Source organism: Streptomyces sp. NPDC028368, assembly GCF_055565615.1.
In genome coordinates this window covers 208,877-224,621 of record NZ_JBVHTY010000001.1, presented here as the reverse complement: position 1 = coordinate 224,621, position 15,745 = coordinate 208,877, and the positions used below count along the sequence as shown (strand labels likewise).

The window sequence follows — 15,745 nt, the reverse complement described above, 5'->3', positions numbered from 1 at the left end:
AGGAACTGCCATGAGCCCGCTGCCCCCTGACACTGCAAGCCACGACGACCGGCGCCTCGAAGGGCGCACGGTTGTCCTGATCGGTGGTGGCTCGGGCATCGGGCTGCGGGTCGCGCAACGCGCGGCCGCGGCCGGCGCCCGAGTGGTACTGGGAGGCCGTACGCCGGAGCGTCTGGCCGCCGCGGCGGAGCAGGTGGGCGATGCGGCCACCTGGCAGGCCGTGGACGTCACCGACCGTTCCTCGCTCGCTGACTTCTTCGCTGAACTCCACCGCGTCGACCACCTGTTCACTTCGGCCGCCTCCTACCAGGTGGGCCCCATGCTGGAGTTGAGCGACGAGGAGGCGGCGAGCCCGTTCGTCTCCAAGTTCTGGGGTCAGTACCACGCGGTGCGGCTTGCCGCATCCAAGCTGGCGGCGGACGGATCCGTGGTGCTGATGGCCGGTGCCGCGGGGGCGCGGCCCCCGGTGCCCGCACCCGCCTATGCCGCGTGCAACGCGGCGATCGAGGGGCTCGGGCGGGGGCTGGCCCTCGAACTCGCACCAGTCCGCGTCAACGTCGTCTCGCCCGGCACCATCGACGGCAACCTCTGGGCGCAGCGTCCGGCCCAAGACCGCGAGGGCGCGTTCGCGCAGTACCGAAGGGACACGCTGCTGCACCGGCTTGGCACCGAGGACGAGATCGCCCACGCTGTGCTGTTCCTCTTCACCAACGGCTTTACGACCGGCTCGACTCTGTACCCGGACGGTGGCTACACCCTGCGCTGACTCCGTCCCACGGGTCATCGGCTCAGCCACCGCCCGATCGCGGCGACGGTGGCTGAGTCGATGACCCACGGTTGGCACCGGCGCCGGATGGTGAACGCGTGGGCTGGTGGACCCGGTTGCAGCAGACGGTCGGACTGCCACCACGATGGCGACCCTTGCCGTGGCGGCCTGAAATGGCCGGTCAGAAGGCGGAGTTGGCGAACCAGCGCGACAGCAGGTCCTGGTCGCCCTCGTGCTCGACGGCCTCGGTGGTGTGGTGCCGACGGCCGTAGAGGTGCAGCAGGAGGTCGGCCGCGGGTGCCTGGACGGTCGCGTTCGCGGTGGTGCCTGCCGTTGCGCCGGCCGGGTCGATCCCGAAGCCGTCGGGGCGCAGGCGGACGAGCCAGTCGGCGTTCCCGTCGGTGGTGCGGAAGAGGATGGTCTCGCCGGTCCCGCGCAGGTTGGCCACCTTGGGCGCGAAGAAGGTGGCGAAGGGCAGGTTGACGAGGAACTCGTCGATCCCGTCGACCGCGAGCGCGTGGTCGATCGCGGGCCGGAGTCCGAGGGCCAGCTCGGCGTCGGCCCGGTGCACCAGGGTCTCGAAGAGCATCCGGCGCGCCCAGAAGCGGGCATGCTGGTCGGCGCCCCACGCCCACATCGGCAGATTCGGGTCGGTGGCCGCGAACGCGTCGGCGGCCACGGCCGCGCTCTCGTCCAGCCAGTCGGGGTAGTCGTCCGTCTTCGTCGGGAGCCGAAGTTCCACGTCGCGGCTTTGCGGGGGGCTCTGGATACGTGCGTGCAGCAGCGTAGAGAACCAGCGCTGCACGCTGCCGGTGTGCTTGACCAGGTCGGCCAGTGTCCAGTCGGGGCAGGTGGGCACGGGGGTTGCCAGGTCGGCCCCGTTGAGTACGGCGGTGAATGTGGCGGTCTCGGCCGCCACGGCCGCGCGGTGGTCGATGGGCTGCCGGGTGGTCATGGTGTCGTTCCTTTGGGCGGGTTGGCCGGTGGGCGGTCAGACCTCGGCGCGAACAGTGCCGGCGAGGAGGAGTGTCCGGGCTGTGAGGGCGGAGCTCAGTGAACGAGGGCTGCCTGCCGCGGCACAGGTGCGGACGTGACGCATGAGGCGGCGGCTCACCTTCCAGAGAGATTAATGCCTTACATGATTGAAGCCCTCAAGTAATGAAGTGAAGGTAAACCTCAATGGTTGAGCAAGTCAAGTAATCTCGCCTAGGCTGGAGTCATGACGCGCCCGAAGCCGCCCGCACCGCCATCGGTCTCACCGCCGGCGGCGCCCGCGCCGACGCCCCTGCAGCTGATGGACCAGCTCGCGCAGGCCGCGGCCCTCTACTACCGGAACTTCGCAGCCGTGGCGGCGGAACGTGATCTCACGCTGATGCAGGGCAAGATGCTCGGCCTGCTGCGGAGGCCGATGCCGATGAGGACCCTCGCCGACCTGCTGGCCTGCGACGCCTCGAACGTCACCGGCATCGTCGACCGCCTGGGGGCGCGTGGTCTGGTGCGCCGCGAAGCCGACCCTTCCGACCGGCGGGTCAAGATGGTGGTACTGACCGAGGAGGGCGAGGAGACCGTTCGGCGGATCCGCTCCGAGCTGATGTCCAACCTCACGGGACTGGAAAGCCTCGAGGAGGAGGACCGGCACTCCTTCCAGCGCCTGCTGAGCCACGTCCTTCCTGCCGCCTCCGCCTGATGACGGCTGCCGAAGGTGAGCCGACCGCCGCGCGGACTCGGGCCGGCCCTGAACGGCACCGCCCGCGATGCTCTTCGGTGCCCTCTGCCCTCTGCCCTCTGCCCTCTGCCCTCTGCCCTCTGCCCGGCTGCGGGTGCACTGACCGCCCTGGCTCCGGGTGCGTGTCGGGGATCACAGTGCGGTTCGCCGGACGGGCGGAATGCCGCGACCGCCGGGACGGTTGACCCCCACGCATTCAATGCATGTGCACATACCGTCTGGTACCTACGAGGAGCACCCCCGTGACCGTCACTGCGTCCCCCGCCTCCCGCGCGGCCGAGATCCTCTCCCGGCCCGTCGCGCTGAACGGCCTGACCGTCCCGAACCGCATCGTGATGGCGCCGATGACGCGCATGTTCTCCCCGGGCGGCGTCCCCGGTGAGGACGTGCAGGCGTACTACGCCCGCCGCGCCGCCGCGGGTGTGGGCCTGATCGTCACCGAGGGCACCTACGTCGGCCACGACTCGGCCGGGCAGAGTGACCGTGTGCCGCGGTTCCACGGTGAGGAGCAGCTGGCGGGGTGGGCGAAGGTCGCCGAGGCCGTGCATGCGGCGGGCGGCACGATCGTGCCGCAGTTGTGGCACATCGGCATGGTGCGCAAGCAGGGCGAGCCGCCCTTCGCCGACGCCCCCGCCGTCGGCCCCTCCGGCATCCGCGTCGACGGCACCGAGAACGCCGGCAAGGCGATGACCCGGGGCGACCTGGACGACGTCATCGGCGCCTTCGTCGAGGCCGCCGCGGCCGCCGAGCGCATCGGCTTCGACGGCGTCGAACTGCACGGCGCCCACGGTTACCTCCTCGACCAGTTCCTGTGGGCGGGGACGAACCGCCGTGCCGACGCCTACGGCGGCGACCCCGTGGCCCGTACGAAGTTCGCGGCCGAGATCGTGGCCGCGGTCCGCGCGACCGTCTCGCCCGACTTCCCGGTGATCTTCCGTTACTCGCAGTGGAAGCAGGAGGCTTACGACGCGAGGCTCGCCGAGACCCCGGAGGAGCTGGAGGCGATACTGGCCCCGCTCGCCGCGGCCGGCGTTGACGCCTTCCACGCCTCCACCCGCCGCTACTGGCTCCCGGAGTTCGAGGGCTCGGACCTGAACCTGGCGGGCTGGACCAAGAAGCTCACCGGCAGGCCCACCATCACCGTTGGCTCGGTCGGCCTCGACGGCGACTTCATCCGCGGCTTCATGGGCGAGGGCGCCCCGGTCCAGGGCATCGACAACCTCCTCGACCGCCTGGAGCGCGACGAGTTCGACATGGTCGCCATCGGCCGCGCCCTGCTCCAGGACCCGGAGTGGGCGGCGAAGGTCCTGGGGAACCGGTTCGAGGAGCTGCAGCCGTACGACGCGACGGCGCTGAAGACGCTGAGCTGAGCTCTGGTGCCTTGAGCCAGAGGTGCGTCGCCGGCGGTGTGTGACGCACCTCTGCCCGAAGGCTCGGCCGTCGTCGGTAACTGATGCCCAGCGGGCGGTGCTCGAGGGGTGGATGCGTCGGTGTTCGACGGCTCAGGCGTTGGCTGTGCGGTCGCGGTCGCGGTCGCGGTCTCCGTTCCGGTCCCGGTCGGGGTTTCGGTCGGGGGCCTGGCCTCATCCCACGGCCGCCGCCCGTACGCACAGCACATCCGGCAGATGGGAGGCGAGCTGCTGCCAGCTGTCGCCGTCGTCCGCGCTGGCGTACACCTCGCCGTTGCGGTTGCCGAAATAGACGCCCGCGGGATCGGTGTCGTCGACGCAGAGCGCGTCCCTGAGCACCGTGCCGTAGTGGTCCTCCTCGGGCAGCCCCGCGCTCAGGGCCTCCCAGCTGCCGCCGGCGTCGGCCGTGCGGTAGACCCGGCAGCGGTGGTCGGCCGGCACCCGGTCGATATCGGCGGTGATGGGGAAGAGATAGGCGACATCGCCTCTGCGCGGATGCGCGGCGACCGCGAAGCCGAAGTCCGAGGGCAGGTCGCTGCCGATGTCCGTCCACTTGGCGCCCGCGTCATCGCTGCGGTAGACGCCCCAGTGGTTCTGCAGATACAGCCGGTCGCGGTCCGCCGGGTCCTGCGCGATCTTGTGTACGCACTGGCCGAATTCGGGATGCTGGTCCGGCAGGAAGACCGCCTTGACGCCGTTGTTCGACGGCGCCCAGCTGGCGCCGCCATCGAGGGTGCGGAACACCCCGGCCGCCGAGACCGCGACGGTCACCGCGGCGGCGTCCCGCGGGTCGGTGACCACCGTATGGACCGCCAGTCCGCCGCCGCCCGGCACCCATCTCTCCCGGCTCGGGTGGTCCCACAGCGGCCGTACCAGCTCGAACGTCTCGCCGCCGTCCGCCGACCGGAACAGCCCGCCGGGCTCGGTGCCCGCGTACACGACATCGGGGTCGGCGGGGCCGGCCGGATGCAGCTGCCACACCCGCTCCAGCGAAGTCCCGGTGTACTGCGGGTACTTGACCGCCGGCCGGGAGGGCTCGTGCCAGCTGACGCCGAGGTCGTCGGAGTGGAACACCGACGGGCCCCAGTGCGCGCTGTCGGCTCCGGCCAGCAGTCTGGGGAGCGTGCGGCGGGTGTCGATCCCGAGGGAATACACCGCCTGCGCGGCGAAATGCGGGCCGCTCCATTCCCACTCGCCGTGCCGCCGTCGGCCGATGAAGAGGCCCTTGCGGGTGCCCACCGCGAGGAGTACGTCAGTCATGCCAAGCACCTCCGAAACGCCGTTGTCTCAGGTCTGGTCAGTGTGCACCCGACCACTGACAACGGCGTTCCGGAGCGGTGTCCGTGCAGGTCACACGGCCCGGTGGTACTGCTGAGGCGCGGTCACCTCGCCGCCCAGCTCGCGGGCCGCGTGGCGCACGAAGGACGGGTTGCGCAGCAGCTCGCGGCCGAGCAGCACCACATCCGCCTGACCGTCCGCGACGATCTTCTCGGCCTGCCGCGCCTCGGTGATCAGCCCCACGGCGCCGACCGGCAGCGCGGTCTCCCGCTTCACCCGCTCCGCGAACGGCACCTGGTATCCCGGCCCGGTCGTGATACGGGCCCGCGGCGCATTGCCGCCCGTGGAGACATCCAGCAGATCCACGCCGTGCGCCGACAGGTCGGCGGCGAAGCGCACCGTGTCGTCGGCGGTCCAGCCCTCGCGCTCGTCGTCCTCGTTCTCGGTCAGCCAGTCGGTCGCCGAAATACGGAACAGCAAGGGCAGTTCCTCGGGCCACACGGCGCGCACCGCGTCCACGACCTCGAGGGCGAAGCGGGTCCGGTTCTCGTAGGAGCCGCCGTATCCGTCGGTGCGGTGGTTGGTGTGCGGAGAAAGGAACTGCCCTATCAGGTAGCCGTGCGCACCGTGCACCTCGGCGACCTGGAAGCCGGCCTCCAGCGCCCGCCGCGCGGCGTCCGCGAACTGCCCCACGATCTCCTGGATGCGCTCCACGCTCAGCTCATCGGGGGTCGGGTGCCCCTCGTCGAACGGCAGCGCGCTCGGCGCGACCGTGGGCCAGCCGCCCGCACCGGCCGCCAGGGGGCCGCCGCCGCGCCAGGTGTCGGTGGACGCCTTGCGGCCGGCGTGGGCGAGTTGGATGCCGGGGACGGTGCCCTGCTCCTTGAGGAAGGTGGTGATCCGGCGCAGCGCCGCCACCTGGCGGTCGTTCCAGATCCCCAGATCGTGCGGGCTGATCCGGCCCTCCGGGCTGACGGCGGTCGCCTCCGTCAGGATCAGCCCGGTGCCACCGGCCGCACGCGCGGCGTAGTGGGCGAAGTGCCAGTCGTTCGCGACGCCCTCGTCGGGCCCGGTGGCCGCCGCGGAGTACTGGCACATCGGTGCCATCCAGAGCCGGTTGGCGATGGTCAGGGACCGCAGGGTGATGGGCTGGAACAGCGTGCTCACGGCAATCTCCGGGGTGGGTTCGCGAGGTGCTTGGGCGTGCTTGCACTCGTACGATAGTCGTCGTACTACGCCACATGTCAAACTACGATGATTCTCGTACAATGAAGGTTCCGCCGACCGAGCCGCACTCCAGGAGCCGTCATGACGACCGGTACGACGTCCAAGGCCGCCCCGTCCGGCTCGCGGTCGCTCGAGCACCCGGACCGCGCCGACATCCGCGTCGCCGATGTCCTGCACGCCCTCGCCGACCCGATGCGGCTGCGGATCGTGTGCGCGCTGGCCGCCGCCGAGGGCGAGCTGAACTGCGCCGACTTCGAGCTGCCGGTCAGCAAGTCGACCTGTACGCACCACTTCCGGGTGCTGCGCGAGCACGGCGTCATCCAGCAGATCTACCGGGGCACCGCCAAGATGAACGGGCTGCGCCGGGCCGACCTGGACGCACTCTTCCCCGGCCTGATCGACGCCGTACTGCGCGCGGCGGAACTCCAGGCCGGCCGGCTCGGCGAAAGCGGCTCAGCCGGCTGAGCGCGCCGCGCCCAACAGCCCTTCCCAGTCCGGCAGTTTGACGGTCCCGCGCCCCAGCCGGTGGCCCCACTCCGCCTCCGCGGCCTCGATGGCCAGCCACCCCGTCCAGGGGACCGGCGTCTGCCCCGCCCGCCGCAGTGCCGCCACCGGGTCGTCCGCCGTGGGACGCTGCGCCAGTACGGCGGCGTCCTCCAGGAGCGACGCCGTGGTCTCCTTCGCGCACGGCCGGTTGGTGCCGATCACTCCGGTGGGGCCGCGCTTGATCCAGCCCGCCACATAGACACCGGGACACGGCACCCCGTCCCGCAACACCCGGCCCGCCGCATGCGGCACCGTCCCGCGCGACTCGTCGAACGGCAGCCCCGGCTGCGGCGTCCCCCGGTAGCCGACCGAACGCAGTACCAACTGCGCCTCGATGTCCTCGTATTCACCGGTCCCGGTGACCCCGCCGCGCCCGTCCGGCACCGTCCGTTCGAACCGGACCGCCCGCACGCCGGTGGCGGCGTCCCCGACCAGCTCCACCGGCCGCAGGAAGAACCGCAGATGAATCCGGCGCGGCCGCCCCGACCCCGCCGCCCCCTTGGCCACCGGCCGCTCCGCCCAGCCGCGCAGTACCTCGACATTGCGCCGCCCCACGGCCGGCAGCTCGCCCGGATCCCGGTATGCCGGATCCAGCGCCAGCTCCTCGGGCCGTACGCACACCTCCGTACCGGGCAGGGATCCCAGCTCCCGGAGCTCCTTGGTGGTGAACTTGGCCTTCGACGGGCCGCGTCGGCCCACCATCCACACATCCTCGACGTGGCTGTCGGTGAGCGCGCTGAGCGCGCCCTGGGGCATGTCGGTGGGGGCGAGCTCCGCGGCGCCGCGGGCCAGGATCCGGGCCACATCGACGGCCACATTGCCCACACCGATCACGACCGCGGAGCGGGCCGCCAGGGTGAAGCGGGCGGCCGCGGCGTCCGGATGCGCGCTGTACCAGGCGACGAAATCGGTCGCCGAGTGGCTGCCCGGGAGGTCCTCACCGGGGATGCCGAGGTGGCGGTCGGTGGCGGCGCCCACGCAGAACACCACCGCGTGGAAGATCTCGTGCAGCTCCCGCAGGCCCAGCCCTGGGGCGCCCACCTCCACATTCCCCAGGAAATGCACCCGGGGGTGCTCCAGCACCGTACGCAGATTGCCCTGCAGTGACTTGATCTTCTCGTGGTCCGGTGCCACGCCGTAGCGGACCAGACCGTACGGGCATGGCAGCCGGTCCAGGACATGGACCTCGATGTCCGGTACGGCCTGCTGTTCGACCAGGCATTGCGCGGTGTACACACCGCTCGGTCCCGATCCGATGACTGCGACACGAAGCACGGGTGGCCCCTTCCGCGGAGTACCCCCAGGATCGCACCGGCGGGCCCGCGGCGGGAGATGAGCTATCGGGGTTGCTCCCGCCGCGATGAGCGTGCCGCGCCACTGGGGCTGATGAACAGGGAGCTACGTTTTCCCCTGTGTCGGAAAGTGACTTTTATACCGTTAATAGCCGATATAAAGCCCGGAACGCGGCCGGGGAGTGGCCCGCTTGGGAGCTTCAGGGATACGGCACGGCCGCGCCCGCACCTGCGCCCGTCGCGGCCGACGGAGTCCTCGGGCTCGAGAGCCTGCCGCCCCGGCTCGATCCGCTGCGGCCCTGGTTCAGCGCCCGGCTCACCTTCGCCGACGGCGCCTGGATCGATGTGCTCGTGGCAGCCTCCGACGACGGCCTCACCGTCGAGGACATGCGGGCCGACCCGCCCTTGACGCTCGACGGGCTCGCCACGCTGGCGCGCTGGATCGACGGGCCCCTGGATGATGCCTGCCGGCTGGCTACGGGACGGCCGCGGAAGGGGCGGCCGGGGTCGGGGCCGGAGACGTGCCCGGAGCCGGGTGCGGACGCGGTCCGAGTCGAGGCGCTCGCGGTGCCGCCCGCGGAGGAGGCGACGACGGTCCCGGTGGAGGCCGTCGTCCACGGTCACGGCATGCTCTGCGGCCTGGGGGGCGGCCCCGGAGGCCCCGGAGGCGCCGGGGGGCCCGGGTGCTCCGGGGGCGCCGAGGGCTCCGGGGGTGACACCCGTACGGCAGTGCGTCTCGCCGTCCCCGCGGCCGCCGTATACGACCGCGCGCCCAAGAAATCCGAGCCCGGTGCCTCCGTCGCTTCCGCTCAGCCCGCCACCCTGACCCGGTCGCGCGCCGGGGAGCGCCGCAAGTTTGCCGCGGACGTCTACCGGGCGGCGCAGCGGAACGGCCAGGACCCGGTGCTGGCCGTCATGAACGCCACCGGCCGCAACCGCCGCAGGGCGCTGCGCCTGATCGCCGGTGCCCGCGACGATGGTCTTCTGACGCCACGTCACAACAAGCGCTGACGGCGCCCCTCAGGTCACGCCGCCGCCCACTCGGGGCTGCGGCGCTCCGGCCCGCGCCTCGCCCGGCGGCCGCTCCTGCGGCGGCGCCCCCAGCTCCCATGGCAACCCGTACCGCTGGAACAGCTCGGCGCGCATCAGGGCCAGCGAGACCGGTGCCCCCGGCAGCAGCATCGGCACCACCGAACCCATCAATTGCGCCCGCAGCAGCCGATAGTCGGCGTCGGGATCCGGAGACCCGTACGCGACGACCACCCCGCGCAGCAACTGGGCCAGCCGCTGCTGTTCCGGGCACTGGATGAATCCCTCGGCCGTCAGAATTCCGGCCATATGGGTCCGCATCAGCAGCGGGTGGTCGTGCGCCAGGCCCAGGATCGCGTCGATGGCGCGCGCCATCAGCTCGTGCCCCGCGTCCGGCCCGCTCGGCCGGGGCTCCCGCTCCAGCGTCGCCTGCAGCGTCAGATGCATCAGCCGGTGCACGGCCGACTGCAGCAGCTGGCGCTTGCCGGGGAAGTAGTACGAGATCAGACCGCGGGCCGCCCCCGCACGCTGCGCGATGTCGCCGAGCGTCGTCGCCTCGAAGCCGCGCTCGCCGACCAGCTCGACGGTCGCTTGGAGCAGCCGCTCCCGGGAGCGCCGCCGCAACGCTTCATTGACCGATGCGCTCCGGGGGGACATGCTGTACTCCTGCGTTGACTGGCTCAGAGCCAGTATACTCGGGGGGACGGTTATCCGCCGGTCCGAGCGGAGATCCGGTCAAGCTGCCTGATTCGGGCGACGCGGGGGATCGCCCGAATCGGGCGTGGGCGAGTCCAGGGCTGGTCTTGTGACCTGCGTCGTACCAGGTCACGCGGCTGGCCCTGACTCACGCCAAGGTGCAGGTTCGACCATCTGCGGCCGTCTCTGATCGCACTCCCGCCGACTCTTCGCCAGCTTCCTGACGGCTTGTCAGGTGACGCGCGCATACCTCGTCCGCGTGGCGGTCCGGCGCGCCGGTTGTACGGTCTTCGGTCATTCGGCACGGTTACGGCGTGCGCCTCCCACACCTGCTCACCGCAGCGGCGATCCTGCTCCTGGCCACCACAGGATGCATCTCCGTCCCTGCCGCCGGCCCGCCCCTGACGGCCCCGGCCCTCCCGTCCGCCGGACAGACCGCCCGGCCGGAGCGCTCCCTGCCCCCGGGGACACCGGTCCACCGACAACCCCGCGAACAGCTGGTGACCGTACCGGCCCGCACCACTCCCAAGAAGCACCGGCGGCCGACCGACGCGCGCAAGCACGCACCTCGCCAGGAGGACCCGTCGGCCCCCCGCCGGCACCCGGCGCACGCCAGTGGCCGTGGCGCCGCGATGCCGCCACCGGCCCCGCCGCGTCCGCTGCGGGCTTCGACAGCCGAGCGGAAGGTCCGGCCCCGGCATCACGCGGCCGCCGCTCCCCGGAATCGCCCGACGGTTCATCGCCCGACGGTCCATCACTCGCGGGCGACAGTGGATCCCCGATTCATGTGCCGGATGGCATCAGGAAAGATCCGCTCGGATGTGCTGCAGCTGTGCCGGGGGGTGTTCGGACGCTGACGAAGGCCTGAAGGATCACCCCAGATAGGCCGCGAGGTGCTCGCCGGTGAGGGTGGAGCGGGTGGCGACGAGGTCGGTGGGTGTGCCCTCGAAGACGATCCGGCCGCCGTCGTGGCCGGCTCCGGGGCCGAGGTCGATGATCCAGTCGGCGTGCGCCATGACCGCCTGGTGGTGCTCGACGACGATGACCGACTTGCCGGAGTCGACGAGCCGGTCGAGCAGACCGAGCAGCTGCTCGACGTCGGCGAGGTGCAGGCCGGCGGTCGGCTCATCGAGGACGTAGACGCCGCCCTTCTCGGCCATGTGGGTGGCCAGCTTCAGCCGCTGCCGCTCGCCGCCGGACAGCGTGGTGAGCGGCTGGCCGAGGGTGAGGTAGCCGAGCCCGACGTCGGCGAGCCGGTCGAGGATCTTGTGTGCGGCCGGCGTGCGCGCCTCGCCGACGCCGAAGAACTCCTCGGCCTCGGCCACCGACATCGCGAGCACCTCGCTGATGTCGCGGCCGCCGAGGTGATGGTCGAGCACCGATGCCTCGAACCGCTTCCCCTCGCACTCCTCGCAGGTGGTGGCGACGCCCGCCATCATCGCCAGGTCGGTGTAGATGACGCCGGCGCCCTTGCAGTTGGGGCAGGCGCCCTCGGAGTTGGCGCTGAACAGCGCCGGCTTCACGCCGTTGGCCTTCGCGAACGCCTTGCGGATCGGGTCGAGCAGTCCGGTGTACGTTGCCGGGTTGCTGCGCCGGGAGCCCTTGATGGCTCCCTGGCCGACCGACACCACGCCCGCGCCGGCCGCCCCCGACTGTCGCGGCAGTGAGCCGTGGACGAGGGAACTCTTGCCGGAGCCCGCCACGCCGGTGACGACGCAGAGCACTCCGAGCGGGATGTCGACGTCGACATCCTGGAGATTGTGGGAGGTGGCGCCACGGACCTCCAGCGTGCCGGTGGGCGTCCGCACGGTCTCCTTGACGGCGGCCCGGTCGTCGAAATGGCGGCCGGTGATGGTGCCGCCGGCCCGCAGCCGCTCGACGGTGCCCTCGAAGCAGACGGTGCCGCCCGCCGTACCCGCGCCGGGGCCGAGGTCGACGACATGGTCGGCGATCGCGATCACCTCCGGCTTGTGCTCCACGACGAGCACCGTGTTGCCCTTGTCCCGCAGCCGCAGCAGCAGGCCGTTCATCCGCTGGATGTCATGGGGGTGCAGGCCCGTGGTGGGCTCGTCGAAGACGTAGGTGGTGTCGGTGAGCGAGGAGCCGAGGTGGCGGATCATCTTGACGCGCTGCGCCTCGCCGCCCGACAGCGTGCCCGACGGCCGGTCGAGCGCGAGGTAGCCGAGGCCGATCTCCACGAACGAGTCGAGGGTGTGGTGCAGCGCCGCGAGCAGCGGTGCCACCGACGGCTCGTCGAGGCCGCGGACCCATTCGGCCAGGTCGCTGATCTGCATCGCGCAGGCGTCGGCGATGCTGATCTTCTTGATCTTCGACGACCGGGCAGCTTCGCTGAGCCGGGTGCCGTCGCACTCGGGGCAGGTGGTGAACGTCATCGCCCGTTCCACGAACGCGCGGATGTGTGGCTGCAGCGCGTCGATGTCCTTGGACAGGAACGACTTCTGGATCTTCGGGATCAGACCCTCGTACGTCAGGTTGACGCCGTCGACCTTGATCTTGGTCGGCTCCTTGTGGAGGAGGTCGTGCAGTTCCTTCTTGGTGAACTTGCGGATCGGCTTGTCCGGGTCGAAGAAGCCGCAGCCGCCGAAGATACGGCCGTACCAGCCGTCCATGCTGTAGCCGGGGATCGTGAGCGCGCCCTCGTTGAGCGACTTGCTGTCGTCGTAGAGCTGGGTGAGGTCGATGTCGGAGACGGTGCCTCGGCCTTCGCAGCGCGGACACATGCCGCCGGTGCGGGAGAAGGTCGCCTTCACCGCCTTCTTGGCCCCGCGCTCGACGGTGATCGCGCCGCTCGCCCGGACCGAGGGGACATTGAAGGCGTACGCGCCGGGCGGGCCGATGTGCGGCTTCCCGAGCCGGCTGAAGAGGATGCGCAGCATCGCGTTGGCGTCGGTGGCGGTGCCGACCGTGGAGCGGGCGTCGCCGCCCATCCGCTGCTGGTCGACGATGATCGCGGTCGTCAGCCCTTCGAGTACGTCGACCTCGGGCCGCGCCAGCGTCGGCATGAAGCCCTGCACGAAGGCGCTGTAGGTCTCGTTGATCAGCCGCTGCGACTCCGCGGCGATCGTGTCGAACACCAGCGAGCTCTTGCCCGAGCCGGAGACGCCGGTGAACACCGTCAGGCGGCGCTTCGGGATCTCGATGCTGACGTCCTTGAGGTTGTTCACGCGCGCGCCGTGCACGCGGATCACATCGTGGCTGTCGGCAACGTGCGGCGCAGGCGACTGCGTGCCCGTCCTCCTGGCCATGCTCATCGTTTCTCCATCTTCTGGGTCTTCCACGCCGGGCCGCCTTCGCGGGGTCCTTCGGCGTCGCCGGGCTCGATCCAACCAGCGTCGATTTGAGCAGTACGTCTGGTTCTCCTTCGCCGGCTCCACCGCCGCCCCCGGAGAAAACCGATCACCGCAACGGGCGGATCAAGCGCGGATCGGCAGGCGGTCGCCCACCTGGTGCGGTGACCGGTCGGCGTCGGGCTTACTACTTGCGAGGCTGGTTGAAGCGCAGCATGTTGCCCGCGGGATCGCGGAAGGCGCAGTCGCGGACCCCGTACGGCTGGTCGACCGGTTCCTGCAACACGTCGGCGCCCGAGGCCTGGATGCGCTCGAATGTGGCGTCGACGTCGTCGGTCGAGAAGATCACGGCGCGCAGCAGGCCCTTGGCCAGCAGCTCCGCCATGGCCTGCCTGTCGGCCGGCGAGGCATTCGGGTCCGCGAGGGGCGGTTCCAGCACGATCTCCACGTCGGGCTGCGACGGCGAGCCGACCGTCACCCAGCGCATCCCCTCGAACGCGACGTCGTTGCGCACCTCGAGTCCGAGCACGTCCCGGTAGAAGGCGAGCGCCTTGTCGTGGTCGTCGACGGCGATGAAGCATGTCGAAAGTTTGATGTCCATGCGGCTCACGCTACGGGTGAGGCGCGTGCTTGGCTTCTCCATTCCTGACCGGTTCGGCGTTCCTGACCGCTTCTGGGTTCCTGGCCGGGTCCGCGTTCCTGACCGGTCGCGTGAAGATCTTGGCGACGCAGGCCGGGATGGCCGCGCCCTGATCGTGCCGGCGTGCCCGGTACGCGCTCGGGCTCTCGCCCACCAGCTCGGTGAACCGCGAGCTGAACGACCCCAGCGACGTGCTCCCGACGGCGAAGCAGACCTCCGTCACCGACAGGTCGCCGCGCCGCAGCAGGGCCTTGGCCCGCTCGATCCTGCGCGTCATCAGGTAGCTGTACGGCGTCTCCCCGAAGGCGGCGCGGAAGCTGCGGGAGAAGTGGCCGGGCGACATGTGGGCCGCGCGTGCCAGCGCGGGGACGTCGAGCGGCTCCGCGTAGTCGCGGTCCATCAGGTCGCGGGCCCGGCGGAGCCGAACCAGGTCCGATAGCGTCACCGGACCAGCATCGCACGGCCGCCATGCGGTGCGGCACGGGTTACGCCACGTACGAGGGCCACCCTCCGCCGGGCGATGCTCCCGGGCCCGCGTCCAGGCCGTCAGGTGAGCCCCGCCTCCGCGATCCGCAGCAGCAGCGCGTGCAGGGTCTCCCGCTCGGCCGGCTCGAGCGGGTCCAGCAGTTCGTTCGCCGAGCGCGCCGAGCAGGGCCCGTTCCGCGCCCCCATCGCGCACGGCTACCTCACCCTCTCCCTCTTCATCCCCCTGATCACGGAGCTCCTGGACGCCCAAGAGCTGGTGCGTGCCGCCATCAACCTCGCCGGACGGTTCAGCGGCCCAGCGCCCTCAACACCGCCTCGGCCATGACGCGTTCACCGGTGGCGTTGGGGTGCAGCGGCACGGCCGGCGAGGCCGGGAGGAGGCCCTCGATCCAGGGGGACGAAGAGCAGCTGTCGTGGCCCTTGGTCGGACCCAGGGTGTCGACGTAGGTGGCGCCCACCGCGCCGGCGGCCTTGGCCGCCTTCGTGTTGAGCTCGCCGAGGACGGAGTGCAGGAAATCGAGATCGCCGGTCGTGGCGGGCATCTTGCCGAGGCACTTCTTCGGGTCGCCGGGCAGCACCGAGGGATATCCGACGACCACCACCTTGGCCCCGGGAGCCTTGGCGGACAGCTTCCGGAGGCCGTCGGTCAGCTGTGCGGCCGCCGAGTCGAGCCGCCTGCTGAGCGTGTCGCCGTAGAAGTCCCGGCAGGGAGCCCCGAAGGGGCTGGTCACGGCCAGGGCGGAGCAGGTGACCACGACATCCACGAAACCGACATCGGACGTGCCGAGGTTGTTGCCGCCGAGAGTGAGGGTGATCAGGGAGGTGTCGGGCGTGACGGCGTCCAGTTGAGGGCCGTTGACGACGATCCCGGCGTCGGTCTGGGACGTGGTGAGCGCGCTCACCTTGGCGCCGGCGCAGGTCTTGTCCGCGTACGACGACGGGGCGAGGGCCGCGGCGACGACGTGGCCGTAGTTGTGGTCGGAGCGCAGACACAGGCCCGCGGATTGCGCGGGGACCCCTGCCCCGGCGGCATAGGAATCCCCGAGGGCCACGTACTTTCCCGTCCCGGCCGTGGCCCGGGACGGGGTATGGGCCGAGGCGGGGGAGGTGGCAAGGGCGAGGGCGGAGGCGACGAGCGCCGCACCGGTCAGTACGGACGCGGACTTCCTGACGCATGGGGCGCGCACTGCGCCGGTGGCGCGAGCGGTGGTTGTGGTGCGCGTTGTTGCGGCTCTGGGCACGGTTCCCCCTGAAGAGGCAGCACGACGGAAATGGGGTTCGATACCGGCCGGTAACGTCCTCGTATCGTGGCGGCCGCACGTCGCACGAGCCATGTGCCGAC

The 15,745-nt window shown here is 71.2% G+C and carries 15 protein-coding genes and 1 pseudogene; 6 read left to right on the top strand and 10 right to left on the bottom strand.

Annotated features, from left to right (window positions below; translation table 11 throughout):
* The first annotated feature begins 10 nt into the window (after positions 1-10).
* Positions 11-766 carry an SDR family oxidoreductase gene (locus tag ACZ4S3_RS01105; RefSeq protein ID WP_467924266.1) on the top strand — a complete coding sequence of 252 codons (756 nt, stop codon included), beginning with the start codon at positions 11-13 and terminating at the stop codon, positions 764-766.
* A gap of 181 nt (positions 767-947) precedes the next feature.
* On the opposite strand, the gene ACZ4S3_RS01100 is transcribed toward ACZ4S3_RS01105, so the two are convergent.
* Positions 948-1,721 (bottom strand): maleylpyruvate isomerase family mycothiol-dependent enzyme, encoded by a 774-nt coding sequence (locus ACZ4S3_RS01100; RefSeq protein WP_467924264.1) that lies wholly within the window; start codon positions 1,719-1,721, stop codon positions 948-950.
* 264 nt (positions 1,722-1,985) lie between these two features.
* On the opposite strand from ACZ4S3_RS01100, the gene ACZ4S3_RS01095 reads away from it, so the two are divergent.
* The gene (locus ACZ4S3_RS01095; protein ID WP_467924262.1) at positions 1,986-2,453 is read left to right on the top strand and encodes a MarR family winged helix-turn-helix transcriptional regulator; all 468 of its coding nucleotides are present in this window, start codon (positions 1,986-1,988) and stop codon (positions 2,451-2,453) included.
* A 281-nt stretch (positions 2,454-2,734) separates the two neighbouring features.
* Positions 2,735-3,862: an NADH:flavin oxidoreductase gene (locus ACZ4S3_RS01090; protein ID WP_467924260.1), complete on the top strand. Its 1,128-nt coding sequence runs from the start codon at positions 2,735-2,737 to the stop codon at positions 3,860-3,862.
* 213 nt (positions 3,863-4,075) lie between these two features.
* Here ACZ4S3_RS01090 and ACZ4S3_RS01085 read toward each other — a convergent pair whose 3' ends face one another.
* The gene (locus ACZ4S3_RS01085; RefSeq protein ID WP_467924258.1) at positions 4,076-5,161 is read right to left on the bottom strand and encodes a WD40/YVTN/BNR-like repeat-containing protein; all 1,086 of its coding nucleotides are present in this window, start codon (positions 5,159-5,161) and stop codon (positions 4,076-4,078) included.
* Between the two features lie 90 nt (positions 5,162-5,251).
* Positions 5,252-6,346 (bottom strand): NADH:flavin oxidoreductase/NADH oxidase, encoded by a 1,095-nt coding sequence (locus ACZ4S3_RS01080; protein WP_467924256.1) that lies wholly within the window; start codon positions 6,344-6,346, stop codon positions 5,252-5,254.
* A gap of 141 nt (positions 6,347-6,487) precedes the next feature.
* Here ACZ4S3_RS01080 and ACZ4S3_RS01075 point away from each other — a divergent pair, with 141 nt between their 5' ends.
* Positions 6,488-6,871, top strand: a complete 384-nt coding sequence (locus ACZ4S3_RS01075; protein WP_467924254.1) for an ArsR/SmtB family transcription factor — start codon at positions 6,488-6,490, stop codon at positions 6,869-6,871.
* Here the strand turns inward: ACZ4S3_RS01075 and ACZ4S3_RS01070 are convergent.
* Complete coding sequence (locus ACZ4S3_RS01070) at positions 6,860-8,227, bottom strand: FAD-dependent oxidoreductase (RefSeq protein WP_467924252.1); 1,368 nt, start codon at positions 8,225-8,227, stop codon at positions 6,860-6,862. The two genes, ACZ4S3_RS01075 and ACZ4S3_RS01070, sit on opposite strands and share 12 nt — an antisense overlap.
* A gap of 137 nt (positions 8,228-8,364) precedes the next feature.
* Between ACZ4S3_RS01070 and ACZ4S3_RS01065 the strand changes: the two genes are divergently transcribed.
* Positions 8,365-9,255, top strand: a complete 891-nt coding sequence (locus tag ACZ4S3_RS01065) for a DUF6214 family protein (protein ID WP_467924250.1) — start codon at positions 8,365-8,367, stop codon at positions 9,253-9,255.
* Positions 9,256-9,264: 9 nt separating this feature from the next.
* Here ACZ4S3_RS01065 and ACZ4S3_RS01060 read toward each other — a convergent pair whose 3' ends face one another.
* The 5 genes from ACZ4S3_RS01060 to ACZ4S3_RS01040 all read right to left on the bottom strand — a co-directional run bounded on the left by ACZ4S3_RS01060 (position 9,265) and on the right by ACZ4S3_RS01040 (position 14,589).
* Positions 9,265-9,930 carry a TetR/AcrR family transcriptional regulator gene (locus ACZ4S3_RS01060; RefSeq protein ID WP_467924248.1) on the bottom strand — a complete coding sequence of 222 codons (666 nt, stop codon included), beginning with the start codon at positions 9,928-9,930 and terminating at the stop codon, positions 9,265-9,267.
* Between the two features lie 911 nt (positions 9,931-10,841).
* A complete protein-coding gene (locus ACZ4S3_RS01055) occupies positions 10,842-13,235 on the bottom strand; it encodes an ATP-binding cassette domain-containing protein (protein ID WP_467924246.1) in 2,394 nt (797 codons plus the stop codon).
* Positions 13,236-13,464: 229 nt separating this feature from the next.
* Positions 13,465-13,878: a VOC family protein gene (locus ACZ4S3_RS01050; protein ID WP_467924244.1), complete on the bottom strand. Its 414-nt coding sequence runs from the start codon at positions 13,876-13,878 to the stop codon at positions 13,465-13,467.
* 10 nt (positions 13,879-13,888) lie between these two features.
* Positions 13,889-14,317 carry a helix-turn-helix transcriptional regulator gene (locus ACZ4S3_RS01045; protein WP_467925185.1) on the bottom strand — a complete coding sequence of 143 codons (429 nt, stop codon included), beginning with the start codon at positions 14,315-14,317 and terminating at the stop codon, positions 13,889-13,891.
* A 146-nt stretch (positions 14,318-14,463) separates the two neighbouring features.
* The gene (locus ACZ4S3_RS01040) at positions 14,464-14,589 is read right to left on the bottom strand and encodes a hypothetical protein (protein ID WP_467925245.1); all 126 of its coding nucleotides are present in this window, start codon (positions 14,587-14,589) and stop codon (positions 14,464-14,466) included.
* On the opposite strand from ACZ4S3_RS01040, the pseudogene ACZ4S3_RS01035 reads away from it, so the two are divergent.
* Positions 14,555-14,653, top strand: a pseudogene (locus tag ACZ4S3_RS01035) (MaoC family dehydratase); the annotation flags it as partial. The gene ACZ4S3_RS01040 and the pseudogene ACZ4S3_RS01035 sit on opposite strands and share 35 nt — an antisense overlap.
* A 37-nt stretch (positions 14,654-14,690) precedes the next feature.
* Here ACZ4S3_RS01035 and ACZ4S3_RS01030 read toward each other — a convergent pair.
* Positions 14,691-15,644 (bottom strand): SGNH/GDSL hydrolase family protein, encoded by a 954-nt coding sequence (locus tag ACZ4S3_RS01030; protein WP_467924242.1) that lies wholly within the window; start codon positions 15,642-15,644, stop codon positions 14,691-14,693.
* Between the last annotated feature and the right edge of the window lie 101 nt (positions 15,645-15,745).